Raw genomic sequence first — 12934 nt, forward strand, 5'->3', positions numbered from 1 at the left:
TCATCATGCTTGCTCGACCACAGCGCAAACACGGGCCCAAGGCCGAAATGAACGTAGTGCCTTACATCGACGTGATGCTGGTGCTGCTGGTGATCTTTATGGTGACCGCGCCGATGTTGACCCAGGGGGTGAAAATCGAACTGCCGAAAGTGGCCAGTGAAGCCCTGGTCAATGACAGCCAGCAAAAAATCCTCACTCTGTCAGTCAAGGCCGAAGGTGGCTACTACTGGAACCTGGGCAGTGAACTGGACACCAAGAACCAGACCGACAGCGCCGTCAGCCTTGAAGAGTTGCAGGCCAAGGTCGGCCAGGTGGTGGCGCAGGACAGCAACACCCAGGTGTATATCCGCGCCGACAACGAGGCGGGTTATGGCAGCGTGGTCAAGGCGATGGCGGCCCTGCAGCAAGGTGGCGTGAGCAACCTGGGGCTGGTGACCGAGGCGCCACAATGAGTGCCGCGTTGATGCACGGCGAGCTGGCGCCTGCACAGCCGTTGCCCTGGTCGCGGATGTGGCATAACAGCCAGGCGCTGGTGGTCAGCGTGGCTCTGCACAGCGCTGTGGTGGCGTTCCTGGTGCTGGGCTGGAGCATGGAGCAATCGCTGCCGGAGCCTGTGCCATCGACCCTGAAAACCCGGCTGGTGATGCTGCCCGCCGAACCGGTAATGGCGCCTCCTGCGCCGGAGCCGCTGCCGGTGGTGACTCCGGCACCGGTGGTTGAGGCCAGGCCCGAGGTGGTGAAGCCTAAAGTGGACCCGCAGATCCAGGCGCGCAAACTGGAACAGGCGGCACTGGCGCGCAAGCGGGTCGAGGAGCAGAAGCAGGCGCAAGTGGAGCAGCAAAAAGCCGCGCAGCAGCGCGCCGAACAGGTTGAAGCCCAGCGTCAGCAGGCCGTGGCTGAACAGGCCCGGGTTGCAGCGGCGGATAATGCCCGCCGAGCGCAACAGGCCGCTGCGGCGGATGTGCGTCAGTACCTGCCCATCAGCAAACAAGCCCCGGACTACCCGCAACGGGCACTGGACAAGGGCATTCAGGGCGATTGCACGGTGGAGTACTCGGTAACGCCCCAGGGCAAGGTCGACAACCCCAAAGTGGTGGGCAACTGTCACCCGGCGTTTATCCGGCCGTCTTTAGTGGCGGCGGCGACGTTCCGCTACCAGCCACGCATGGTCGATGGCCAGGCGGTGACGGTGCCGGGGGTGCGTAATACCTTTCACTACAAGATCCAGTAGCCCAAAGCCCCCTCACCCTAACCCTCTCCCAGAGGGAGAGGGGACTGATTGGCGTTGAGTTTGAATCCGCGTGCGGTCAGCTCCCTCTCCCTCTGGGAGAGGGTTGGGGTGAGGGTGCCTCTGAGCTGATCAATATCAAAACCCATCCGCTGCTCTTGACCTATGCTCCACGGGTTTTCAAGCTCAAGGAGATGGCCATGAATGCGCCTGCAACCAGCCCCACGCCGGCTACGGCAAAAGCAAAACTTCCCATTGGTCTGGTGATAGCAGTCCTGGTCATGATCGGCATCCTGCTGCTGCCACTGCCCGCCGACTTGCCGGTAGCCGGTCATCGCATGCTGGCGATCCTGGCATTTGCCGTGGTGGTATGGATCACTGAAGCGGTGTCGTACGAAGCCAGTGCCATCATGATCACCTCGCTGATGGCGTTCCTGATCGGCATGGCGCCCACCCTGGCGGACCCGTCCAGGCTTTACGGCACCTCTGCTGGCATCACCATGGCCCTGACCGGGTTTTCCAATGCTGCCCTGGCCCTGGTGGCGGGCGCCCTTTTTATCGCGGCTGCCATGACCCACACCGGCCTTGACCGGCGCATTGCCCTGGTCACCTTGTCGCGTATTGGCACCAGCACCCGACGCATTTTGCTGGGGGCGATTGCGGTCACCATTTTGCTCAGCCTGGTGGTGCCCAGTGCCACGGCGCGCAGTGCCTGCGTGGTACCGATCATGATGGGGGTGATCCTGGCCTTCGGTGTGGACAAACGCTCCAACATTGCTGCCGGGATCATGATTGTCGTGGCCCAGGGCACCAGTATCTGGAATGTCGGCATTCAAACTGCGGCGGCACAGAACCTGCTGACCGTGGGCTTTATGGACAAGATGCTCGGTGCGCGGGTGAACTGGCTTGACTGGCTGATCGCCGGTGCACCCTGGGCCATCATCATGTCGGCGGTGCTGCTGTTTGTGGTGCTGAAAATGCTCCCGCCAGAGAGCGACAGCATCCCCGGCGGCAAGGAGGCCGTAGAAAAATCACTGGCCGAACTGGGCCCCATGACCGGCCCGCAGAAGCGCCTGATGGGCGTATCGATCGCCTTGCTGCTGGCCTGGGCCACCGAGGGCAAACTGCACAGTTTTGACACCACTTCGACCATCTATGCCGGCCTTGTATTCTTGCTGCTGCCGCGCTTTGGCGTGATGACCTGGAAAGACGTGCAGTCGCGTATCCCCTGGGGCACGGTGATTGTGTTCGGGGTGGGTATCAGTTTGGGTACGGCCTTGCTCACCACCCAGGCCGGGCAATGGTTGGGCGGGCAGGTGGTGGCCAATACCGGGCTGGATCAGGTAGGGCCGCTGGGGATCTTTGCGATTCTGGGCGCGTTTTTGATATTGATTCACCTGGGCTTTGCCAGTGCCACGGCATTGACCTCGGCCTTGCTGCCGATTCTGATCGCGGTGCTGCAAACCTTGCCGGGTGAATTCAACCGCCTGGGCATGACCATGTTGCTGGGCTTTGTGGTCAGCTACGGTTTTATCCTGCCGATCAACGCCCCGCAAAATATGGTGTGCCTGGGCACCCAGACCTTTACCGCGAAACAGTTCGCCAAGGTCGGATTGATCGTTACGGCGGTGGGTTATCTGCTGATGCTGCTGTTCGGTGCCACGTACTGGAGCTGGCTGGGCTGGATGTAGCCCAGTGGGTGGGAGCGGGCTTGCCCGCGATGGGCGCACTGCGGTCTGACAGACACACCGCGTCGTTCCTATCGCGAGCAAGCCCGCTCCCACAGGTTCAGTTAGCGTTTTCGCTACGCCCGCCGCTGCTGACTTCTGCCGGTACATCCTCACCCGCCATGCGCTTGCGGAACAGCGATGTGCGGGCCAGCAGCAAGGTGGTCACCGGCACGGTGATCGACAGCAGGATCGGCATCAGCCAGGCGTGCAGCACCGGCGTCGACTTGAGCGCCGAGAAGTACAGGATCGACGCCAGCGCCACGCCCCAAGCGCCAAGGGTTGAAGCCAGTGCCGGCGGGTGCATGCGCTGAAAAAAATCCTTGAGGCGCAACAACCCGATAGCGCCGCACAAGGCAAACAGGCTGCTGAGCACCAGCAGCACGGCCACCGATATTTCGATCCAGAGACTCATTCGATCACCTCGCCACGCAGCAGGAATTTGGCCAGCGCAAACGAGCCGACAAAGCCAAACAGGGCAATCAGCAGTGCGCCTTCAAAGTAGGTGTCACTGGCGTATCTGATACCCAGCACCAGCATCATCAACATGGCCAGGATATACAGGTAGTCCAGCGCCAGAACCCGGTCCTGGGCCGAGGGGCCCTTGAACAGGCGGATCACGGTCAAGACCATTGCCAGGCTGAAAATAAACAGGCTGAGCAGGATGGCATTGGTGAGCAGGGCACTCATTCAAAAATCTCCATCAATGGGCGCTCGTAGGCGGTTTTGAAGTGCTCGATAAACGACGCCTCGTCATCCAGGTCGAACACGTGCAGCAACAGCACGCTGCGGTCCAGCGCCAGTTCCGACCAGATGGTGCCGGGCACCACGGTGGTGATCATCGACAGGGCGGCAAGACCGTTGGCATCGCGCAGGTCCAGGGGGATTTTGATAAACCGCGAACGGGGCGGATTTTTGCCGGCGCGCAGTACACCCCAGGCCACGGCAATATTGGAGGCCACCACATCGCGACCTACCAAAAAGAACAGCTTGATAATCACCCCGGGACGGCGAATGCGCACCGGCAGCGGGCGCAGCGGCGCAAACATCACCGGCGCCAGAATGGCCAGCGCAGCGCCCAGCAGCAGATTGCCGGCACTCAGGGACAGGTTGAGCAACAGCCACAGTGCCCACAGTGCCAGGGACAGCCAGGGAGCAGGGAACAGGCGCCTCATGGTTGCACCTCCTGTAGTGCCGCCTTGGCCTGCGGGCTTGGTACAGGGCGGGTGGCGATCACGGCCATGACATAACGCTCGGGGTTGTTCAGGGTGTCGGCAGCGGCCTGGGTATAACGCAGGACCGGCTCGGCCTTGAACGTCAGCACCACACACAGCCCCAGCAGCAGCACGATGGGCAGGCATTCAATGCGGCGCAGGATCGGCGACGGGCGCTCAAGGGGGGTCCAGAAACGCTGGATGCCCATACGTGAAAAGCCGATCAACGAGGCCAGCCCGGAAAGAATCAACAAGGCCAGCAGGCTCCAGGCCGCGGTTGAGATTGGCGCATCGGTGGCATTGCCCAGCCCCAGCGGATTGAGCAGGGCATTGAGCAGGCCGAGTTTGCCGATAAAGCCCGACAGCGGCGGCATGCCGATGATCAACAGCGCGCAGGCGATAAAGCTCAGGCCCAGAAAGGCCATCGTCCACGGGATGACCAGCCCGACCACCACTTTCTGTTCGTCGTCCAGGTTGCTGCCCCGGGGCGGGGCCGTGGGCTCGCTGAGGCTGGGCGTGACCTCGACATCATCCTCAAGCACCAGGTCGGCAGAAGAGCGCGAGCGTTCAATCAGCTCGGCCAGCAGGAACAGCGCACTCAGGGCCAGGGTGGAACTGACCAGATAGAACAGCGCGGCGCTGGTCAGGTTGGGCTGGGCGAAACCCACGGCTGACAACAGGATCCCGGCAGACACCAGAATACTCAGGCTGGCCATGCGCTCCAGGCGCTGGGCGGCGAGGATGGCGATGGCGGCGCAAACAATGGTGGCCATGCCGCCGTAGATCAGCCAGTCACCGGCAAAGTACGCCGAAGCCCCGGCTTGCCCGGAAAACAGCAGGGTCCACAGGCGCAGCACGGTGTAGATACCGACCTTGGTCATGATCGCAAACAGCGCCGCCACCGGCGCACTGGCCGACGAGTACGCCGGTACCAGCCAGAAGTTAAGCGGCCACATGCCGGCCTTGGCCAGAAAGGCCACCGCCAGAATGGCCGTGCCTGCATGCAGCAAGCCGCGATCGGCCTCGGGCACCAAAGGGATCTTCAGCGCCAGATCGGCCATGTTCAAGGTGCCGGTCACCCCGTAGATCAACGCCGCACCGATCAGGAACAGCGATGAAGCCAGCAGGTTGATCGAGATGTAATGCAGCCCCGCCGACACCCGCGCCTTGCCCGAACCATGCAGCATCAAGCCGTAGGAGGCGGCCAGCAGCACTTCGAAAAACACGAACAGGTTGAACAGGTCGGCGGTCAGGAAGGCGCCGTACAGGCCCATCAGCTGGATCTGGAACAACGCGTGGAAACTGGCCCCGGCGCGATCCCAGCGGGCCATGGCGAACAGCAGGGCGCAACTGGCGATAATGCCGGTCAGCACCAGCATCAAGGCGCTCAGGTGATCGACCACCAGGGCAATCCCGAACGGCACTTGCCAGTTGCTCGGCAGGTACACGCCAATCGAAGCCGGAATCGCCTGCTCGCGAGTCCACAGCAACAGCATCACCGAAATACCCAGGCCGAGCAGGGTCGAGACCAGGTTGATCCGCGCCTTGAGCGGGCGGTGTTTTTCCCCCAGCAACAGCATGCAGGCAGCGGTCAGCAGTGGCAGCAGAATGGGCGCGACAATCAGGTGCGGCATTACATTCATTCTTTTGGCTCCCGGCCATCAACGTGGTCGGTACCGGTCAGGCCCCGAGAGGCCAGCAAGACCACCAGAAACAGCGCGGTCATGGCAAAACTGATGACGATGGCAGTGAGTACCAGTGCCTGGGGCAGCGGGTCGGTGTAATTGAGCAAGTCCTGGGGCACGCCGTCCTTGATCACCGGCTCCTTGCCGATAAACAGGCTGCCCATGCTGAAGATAAACAGGTTAACCCCGTAAGACAGCAGGCACAGGCCCATGACCACCTGAAAGGTTCGCGGACGCAGAACCAGCCAGGTGCCCGATGCGGCCAATACTCCGATAGCGATGGCGATGACTTCTTCCATCAGGCGGCTCCTTCTTTGGATGCAAGAGGCGGTTGCAGGGCAGGCAGCGGGGCAAGCTGATTGCTCGGGCGATGGGCGCGCACCGACTGGTGAGCCAGTGCCGTCAGGATCAGCAGCGTTGCACCGACCACCACCGCATACACGCCAATATCGAAGAACAGGGCGCTGGCCACATGAATATCGCCCAACAGCGGCAGGCTGAAGTGAGCGGTGTGGGTGGTCAGGAACGGATAGCCCAGGGGGATCGAGCCCAGCCCGGTCAGGGTTGCGCACAGCAGCCCGGTACCCATCCAGCGCAGCGGTCGCAGGCTCATTTGCGCCTCCACCCACTGCGTGCCGGCAACCATGTACTGCAGGATAAACGCCACACTCATCACCAGGCCGGCGACAAAGCCACCGCCGGGCTGGTTGTGACCGCGCATGAACAGGTACATCGACACCACAAAGGCGATCGGCAGCAACAGGCGCACCAGCACCGCCGGCACCATCATAAAGCCCAGGGCGGTGTCACTGGCGCTGCGCGGGTTGACCAGGTCGGTCATCACGTCCTTGGCCAGCAAGCGCTGCTGGGCAGGCAACTGCATGCTCTCTTTGGACGGGCGGAAGCGGCGCAGCAGGGCAAACACGGTCAGCGCCACGGCGGCCAGTACGGTGATCTCGCCCAGGGTATCGAAGCCGCGGAAGTCCACCAGCATCACATTCACCACATTGCTGCCGCCGCCTTCAGGCAGGGCGCGGCTGAGGTAGAACGAGGAGATATCGTTGGGTGTCTGACGGGTCAGCATCGCGTAGGACAGCAACGCCATGCCGCCACCGACCGCGGTGGACAGGAGCAAGTCGCGCAAGCGACGGACCTGGGCCTTGCGCAACGTGCCCGGCAGCGGTGAAACCTCTTCGATCCGTCGCGGCAGCCAGCGCAGGCCCAGCAGGATCAACACCGTGGTCACCACTTCAACCACCAGTTGGGTCAACGCCAGATCAGGCGCCGAAAACCATACGAACGTCACGCAGGTCATCAGGCCGCATACGCTGACCATGGTCAGGGCTGCTAGACGGTGGTACTTGGCTTGCCAGGCGGCGCCCAGGGCGCAGGCAATCGCAATCAGCCACAGGGTGATAAACACGATCGAGCCCGGTATTTTCGGGCGGTCGCCCCAGCCCAGCCCGCTGTACAACATCGGGATCAGCCCGGCGATCACGGCGACCAGAATCAACAAAAACAGCTGGGTTTGCAGGCGCTGGGTGCTGATGCGGCGTTCCAGGCGCCGCGCGCCGCGCATGATCACCACCAGGCTGCGCTCGAAAAAGCGTTTGCCATTGAAATACTGGATCAGCGGCGGCAGCGGGAAGCGGTCGAGCTTAAGCTGCTTGCGCAACAGCACATACAGCACGATACCGCCGGACATGGCGATCAGGCTCATGATCATGGGGGCATTCAGGCCGTGCCAGATGGCCAGGCTGTACTCGGGCAACTCACCCCCCACCACGGGTTGAGCCGCTGCAGCAAGCAGCGGGCCGACGGTTTGCGCCGGGAAAATGCCCACGGTCAGGCAGGTAAGCACCAGCAGTTCAACCGGGGCACGCATCCAGCGCGGTGGCTCGTGGGGTGTATGGGGCAAGTTGGTCGCGGGTGGGCCGAAGAACACATCCACCGTAAAGCGCAGGGCATAAGCCACGCTGAAGGTACCGGCGATCGTCGCAATGACCGGCAGGGCGATTTCTACCCAGGCCGTGGAATTGATAAACACGGTTTCGGCAAAGAACATCTCTTTGGACAGAAACCCGTTCAGCAACGGCACCCCGGCCATCGAGGCACTGGCCACCATGGCCAGGGTCGCGGTGTAAGGCATGAGCTTGAACAGGCCGCTGAGCTTGCGGATATCCCGTGTGCCGGTCTCATGGTCGATAATCCCCGCCGCCATAAACAGCGACGCCTTGAACGTGGCGTGGTTGAGGATATGGAACACCGCAGCCACCGCTGCCAGCGGGCTGTTCAGGCCCAACAGCAGGGTAATCAGGCCCAGATGGCTGATGGTGGAGTAGGCCAGCAGGCCTTTGAGGTCATTTTGAAACATCGCGCAATAGGCGCCCAGCACCAGGGTGCAGGCACCGGCGCCACTGACAATCCAGAACCACTCTTCGCTGCCCGACAGCGAAGGCCACAGGCGCGCAAGCAGAAAGACCCCGGCCTTGACCATGGTTGCCGAGTGCAGATAGGCCGATACGGGGGTTGGCGCCGCCATGGCGTGGGGCAACCAGAAATGGAACGGGAACTGCGCGCTCTTGCTTAGGGCGCCGATCAGGATAAGCGGCAGCAGGATCGGATACAGGCTGTGGGCGCGGATCTTGTCGCCCGCAGCCAGCACGGCATCCAGATCATAGCTGCCGACGACATGGCCGAGCAGCATGACCCCCGCCAGCAGACACAACCCCCCAGCACCTGTCACCATCAGCGCCATATAGGCGCCGCGGCGGGCATCCGAGCGGTGGTGCCAATAACCAATCAGCAAAAATGAAAAGAGGCTGGTGAGCTCCCAGAAAAACACGATCTGGATCAGGTTACCCGACAACACCAGGCCCAGCATGGCCCCCATAAACGCCAGGAAAAACGCAAAAAAGCGCGGGACCGGGTCCTCGGGTGACATGTAATAACGGGCGTACAGCGACACCAGCGTGCCGATGCCAAGCACCAGAATCGAGAACAGCCAGGCGAACCCGTCCAGGCGCAGAACGAAATTCAGGCCGAGGCTGGGCAGCCACATGAACTCTTCACGGATAACCCCACCGTGGGCAATCTGTGGATAGAGCAGGGCTACTTGTACAGTACCGATCAAAGCAATCAGACCGGCCAACAGTGATTCACTGTTGCGTGCGTTATGCGGCAAAACAGCCGCCAGACAGCTGCCGATAAAGGGCAGAAGCAGTAGAACTATCAGGGACATAGGCTTCTAATCTGCAGGAGTTTGTAAGCGATCATACGGGGCGGGCTGCAGATCACCAACAGCAAACCTGTGGCTGAATCCTACAAAGACTGTCGATAACCTGTCTGGTTTCCTACAGCTCTACCCCTATATAAGCGCTTGTAAGTAAAAAAAATCGTACCGTCTTTCAGGCTTGCAGCTTTAATCGCAGGCTTGATCGCCTTGCTTGTCCTCAAGCGCTTCGGGCTTTTTACCCTTGGTTTTTAACTCACTGACGATCACCGCTGCAACAATCAATACGGCACCCAGCAAGGCTATGCCTGGCAAACGCTCGCCCGCCAGGCGCCCGGCAATGCCTGCCCAGACCGGCTCGCCGGCATAAATCAGGGTGGCGCGGGTGGGTGAAACGCTTTTCTGTGCCCAGTTCATGGCCACCTGAATCACCGCACTGGCGCCACCCAGGCCGACAGCACTGGCTAACAATAGCCATGAAAAGTCAGGAATGGCCTCTTGTGTTGGAATAATCATCAAAAAGGCCAGAATGGACGCAGTACTGAGCTGCACCACCGTGACGCGGCGCACATCCACCTTGCCTGCATAAGCACTGATCAGAATAATCTCCGCCGCTATGGCAATGGCACTGATCAACGTGGCGATCTCCCCCGGGCTGAAATCCAGCGATGCGCCGCCGGGGCCGGACAGCAGCATCAGCCCGGTAAAGGCCAGCATGATCCCCAGGCTCGGCATCAACCCGGGCCTGCGCCCCAGCACCAGCCATTGCAGCAGGGGCACGAACGGCACATACAGCGCGGTAATAAAGGCCGACTGGCTGCTTGGAATGGTTTGCAGGCCGATGGTCTGCAAACCGTAGCCGAGCATGATCGACACCCCGATAAACATCCCGGCCTTGAGCTCGAACAGCGTGATGCCACGCAAACTGCGCAGAGAAAACAGCGCGACCATGGCCGCCGCGGCCGCAAAACGCAGGCCGACAAAAAACATCGGCCCACTTGCCGTCAAGGCATGTTGTACCAATAGAAAGGTGATGCCCCAGACCATGGTGATCAGGATCAGCACACACTCCGCTTTACTGAAGCGGGACGTCAATGACAGCAACCCGGGTAGTTTCAATGACATTGCAACCTTGCGTGTGACGGGAATGGAGACGCACAATGCGCCAAAGCTGGGCAGTATACTGCGCAGCCCCACAAGGTGAGCAATATAGTGCCCAAAGAAAATTCACAACGCGTATCCGTTCTCCAGCACGTCAGCCAGAACGTACGACGTCTCAGGCTGCTTGCGCACCTGAGCCAGAGCGCATTGTCAGAACAGTCCGGGGTAAGCCGGCGAATGCTGGTGGCGATCGAGGCAGGCGAAAAGAACGTCAGCCTGAGCACCCTTGACCGTGTGGCGGAGGCGTTGAACGTAGCCTTTAGCGACCTGATCCAGGCCCCGGGTTCCGCGGACCCGAGCCGCATCAACGAAGTGGCCTGGACGGGCACGCGGGTGGGCAGCAAGGCAGTTCTACTGTCCAAGGCCAGCGCCACACGGGAAGTAGAACTGTGGGAATGGACCCTGGAGCCGGGTGAGGAGTACCACTCCCAGGCGGATGCCGAGGGCTGGAGCGAACAGCTCTACGTATTTGAGGGTTGCCTGACCCTGGTGATGGACGACCGGACGCTGCATATAGCGGCGGGCGAGTTCCATATGTACGCCAGTAACCGCCCCCATGCCTACCGCAACGAAGGCGACGGACTACTGCGCTTTGTACGCAACGTCGTGATCTGAAAACGGGGGGCTGAAAAATAACTAAAAATTATTAGAATTCAGGGGGTTGCCAGCTTCCAGCTTCTAGTACATAATGCGCGCCATCAGCCCGGGGGCAACAACCTGAAGTGCTGAAGAATCAAATGCTTGTAGTGATATAGTCGCAGTAACAAACTCTTGTTTTTGATGTTTCCAAGGAATCATCAAGCACAATTGGCCGAATAGCAAAATGGTTATGCAGCGGATTGCAAATCCGCCCACGCCGGTTCGATTCCGGCTTCGGCCTCCACATTCGAAAGCCCCGTAGACCTTGGTCTACGGGGTTTTTTTATGCCTGGAAAAAAGGGGAGATGTGTTCCGCATTTTTGGCAGCTGTTCCGCATTTGGGGTTCGAGGCTAACGGTCTTCTACCATTGCGTGCATCTTTTAATTGTGAGCGGTAAATATGAACTTTATGCATCTGGCGTGCATTTAATTAGAGTTAGATAGTTGACATCCTGCGGTTCTAGCTGCGGACCTCACCCGAGGTGAAGCTCGTTTTTTTAGCAAAAAAGCAGATTGATCATAATTAATTGTTGCATTTGTGGCCATTAGCCATTATCAATTGCGCCTCTAGGTGTGGGTGTTTAGTTGTTGATATGCTCTATTTTACTCAGACTACCATACTACTTTAGTCCAAATATTAACCGGTGGCTTATGTGGGAAGAACGATTCGAAAATGTTGGCAATGATAACTTTGCTAGGGATCAGTATGCACGTGACCGTGCGCGTGTAATTCACTCTGCATTTTTTCGAAGGCTTCAAGGTAAAACCCAAGTTTTGGGGCTTGGTGAAAGTGATTTTTATCGAACTCGTCTAACCCACTCACTGGAAGTTGCGCAACTGGGCAGTGGGTTAGTGGAGTTTCTGATCGAAAAATATAAGGATGATAGTGGTATTATAGAGTCATTGCCTGAGAAAGACTTAATTGAGGCTATAGGTCTAGCTCATGACATAGGTCATCCTCCTTTTGGTCATGGCGGGGAAGTGGCATTAAATTTTTCAATGAAAGACAATGGTGGTTTTGAAGGTAACGCTCAAACTCTTAGAATATGCACGACGCTAGGTGAGTACTCCGGTCAGTCTGGTTTGAATTTGACCAGAAGATCAATGCTGGGGATTGTAAAATACCCTGCTGTTTATAGCTCTGTCGTGAATACTGAAATATATAGTGGTGCAGGGAGTAAAAATATTGATAGCTACAAGCCTCCTAAGTGTATTTATGACTCTGATCTGCCAGCAGCGAACTGGATTCTAAAAGGTCTTGATTCAGATGAGCGAAAAAAATTCACAGCGAAAAACCAGGATGGAGTGAAGCATTGGAAGACTCAGCGTAAGTCTTTTGATTGTAGTATCATGGAAATTGCAGATGATATAGCTTATGGAGTGCATGATCTTGAGGATGCCATTGCTCTTGGGCTAGTTGGAATAACCTTGTGGCAGTCAGAGGTCGTAGAGCCACTGAAGAACTCTCCTGGTGTATATAGTTTAGAGGATAAAATTGATGAGCTTACGGTTAATTTGTTTTCTGGGGAGAATAGACGTCGGAAGAAAGCAATTGGGGAGTTGGTGCATCATTTTATAACTGCATCTACTGTATCTAAAGCTGGCGAGTTCTCCAGTGACGTATATGATCTTGTGGCTTCGATGAATTGTGAAGCAAGAGAAAGTTTAAATTTGCTTCAGGGCTTCGTACTTAAAAATGTGATTAAAACACCAGAAGTTCAGACCTTAGAGTACAAAGGTCAGCAAATGATTATTGCTTTGTTTGATGCGATAGCTAATAATCCCTATCGCCTCTTGCCACTAAAATATAGAAATCTCTATAAAGAATCTAACTCGGATATGCGCGTAATTTGTGACTATTTGGCGGGCACGACTGATGATTATGCAACGAGGCTGTATCATAAGATATTTACCCCGTCGTCAGGGTCCATATTCGATAGATTATAATATGGGCGAGGGTTTTAAGGGGTTTTAAAGCCATGGTTTACGATACATGTATTAGCCTGTAATCGACACTTAGCTAATGGGTGTGTTTTTTGTGAGGCTTA

General features: G+C 58.2%; 12 protein-coding genes and 1 tRNA gene. 6 read left to right on the forward strand and 7 right to left on the reverse strand.

The annotated features are described in order from the left end of the window. The first annotated feature begins 5 nt into the window (after window positions 1-5). From tolR to V6L81_RS12895, 3 genes are all read left to right on the forward strand, one after another. Complete coding sequence (gene tolR / locus V6L81_RS12885) at window positions 6-452, forward strand: protein TolR (protein WP_016780534.1); 447 nt, start codon at window positions 6-8, stop codon at window positions 450-452. Continuing rightward, on the forward strand, window positions 449-1231 hold the full coding sequence (locus tag V6L81_RS12890; RefSeq protein WP_338659993.1) for a TonB family protein: 783 nt from the start codon (window positions 449-451) through the stop codon (window positions 1229-1231). The genes tolR and V6L81_RS12890 overlap by 4 nt, the downstream gene beginning before the upstream one ends. A gap of 197 nt (window positions 1232-1428) precedes the next feature. Further along, complete coding sequence (locus V6L81_RS12895; RefSeq protein ID WP_338659994.1) at window positions 1429-2919, forward strand: DASS family sodium-coupled anion symporter; 1491 nt, start codon at window positions 1429-1431, stop codon at window positions 2917-2919. Window positions 2920-3016: 97 nt separating this feature from the next. Here V6L81_RS12895 and V6L81_RS12900 read toward each other — a convergent pair whose 3' ends face one another. The 7 genes from V6L81_RS12900 to V6L81_RS12930 form a co-directional block, all read right to left on the reverse strand. Beyond that, window positions 3017-3370, reverse strand: coding sequence for a Na+/H+ antiporter subunit G (locus V6L81_RS12900; RefSeq protein WP_095000591.1), 354 nt, complete (start codon window positions 3368-3370; stop codon window positions 3017-3019). Then, the gene (locus V6L81_RS12905; protein ID WP_048358261.1) at window positions 3367-3645 is read right to left on the reverse strand and encodes a K+/H+ antiporter subunit F; all 279 of its coding nucleotides are present in this window, start codon (window positions 3643-3645) and stop codon (window positions 3367-3369) included. The genes V6L81_RS12900 and V6L81_RS12905 overlap by 4 nt, the downstream gene beginning before the upstream one ends. Beyond that, entirely contained in the window at window positions 3642-4130 is a 489-nt protein-coding gene (locus V6L81_RS12910; protein WP_095000590.1) for a Na+/H+ antiporter subunit E, read from the reverse strand. Before V6L81_RS12910 ends, V6L81_RS12905 begins: the two co-directional genes overlap by 4 nt. Then, window positions 4127-5812, reverse strand: coding sequence for a monovalent cation/H+ antiporter subunit D (locus V6L81_RS12915; RefSeq protein WP_095000589.1), 1686 nt, complete (start codon window positions 5810-5812; stop codon window positions 4127-4129). The genes V6L81_RS12910 and V6L81_RS12915 overlap by 4 nt, the downstream gene beginning before the upstream one ends. Further along, window positions 5809-6153, reverse strand: coding sequence for a Na+/H+ antiporter subunit C (locus tag V6L81_RS12920; protein ID WP_003446102.1), 345 nt, complete (start codon window positions 6151-6153; stop codon window positions 5809-5811). The genes V6L81_RS12915 and V6L81_RS12920 overlap by 4 nt, the downstream gene beginning before the upstream one ends. Beyond that, window positions 6153-9095: a monovalent cation/H+ antiporter subunit A gene (locus V6L81_RS12925; RefSeq protein WP_095019769.1), complete on the reverse strand. Its 2943-nt coding sequence runs from the start codon at window positions 9093-9095 to the stop codon at window positions 6153-6155. The genes V6L81_RS12920 and V6L81_RS12925 overlap by 1 nt, the downstream gene beginning before the upstream one ends. 180 nt (window positions 9096-9275) lie before the next feature. After that, on the reverse strand, window positions 9276-10211 hold the full coding sequence (locus V6L81_RS12930) for a DMT family transporter (RefSeq protein WP_240881347.1): 936 nt from the start codon (window positions 10209-10211) through the stop codon (window positions 9276-9278). Window positions 10212-10298: 87 nt separating this feature from the next. Here V6L81_RS12930 and V6L81_RS12935 point away from each other — a divergent pair, with 87 nt between their 5' ends. The 3 genes from V6L81_RS12935 to V6L81_RS12945 all read left to right on the forward strand — a co-directional run bounded on the left by V6L81_RS12935 (window position 10299) and on the right by V6L81_RS12945 (window position 12833). Continuing rightward, window positions 10299-10862: an XRE family transcriptional regulator gene (locus V6L81_RS12935; protein ID WP_338659995.1), complete on the forward strand. Its 564-nt coding sequence runs from the start codon at window positions 10299-10301 to the stop codon at window positions 10860-10862. Window positions 10863-11056: 194 nt separating this feature from the next. Next, window positions 11057-11130, forward strand: a tRNA-Cys gene (locus V6L81_RS12940). Between the two features lie 407 nt (window positions 11131-11537). Further along, window positions 11538-12833, forward strand: a complete 1296-nt coding sequence (locus tag V6L81_RS12945) for an anti-phage deoxyguanosine triphosphatase (protein ID WP_338659996.1) — start codon at window positions 11538-11540, stop codon at window positions 12831-12833. Window positions 12834-12934 lie beyond the last annotated feature (101 nt).

Origin of the sequence: Pseudomonas bubulae, from assembly GCF_037023725.1 — a bacterium.
Classification (GTDB): Bacteria; Pseudomonadota; Gammaproteobacteria; order Pseudomonadales; family Pseudomonadaceae; genus Aquipseudomonas; species Aquipseudomonas bubulae.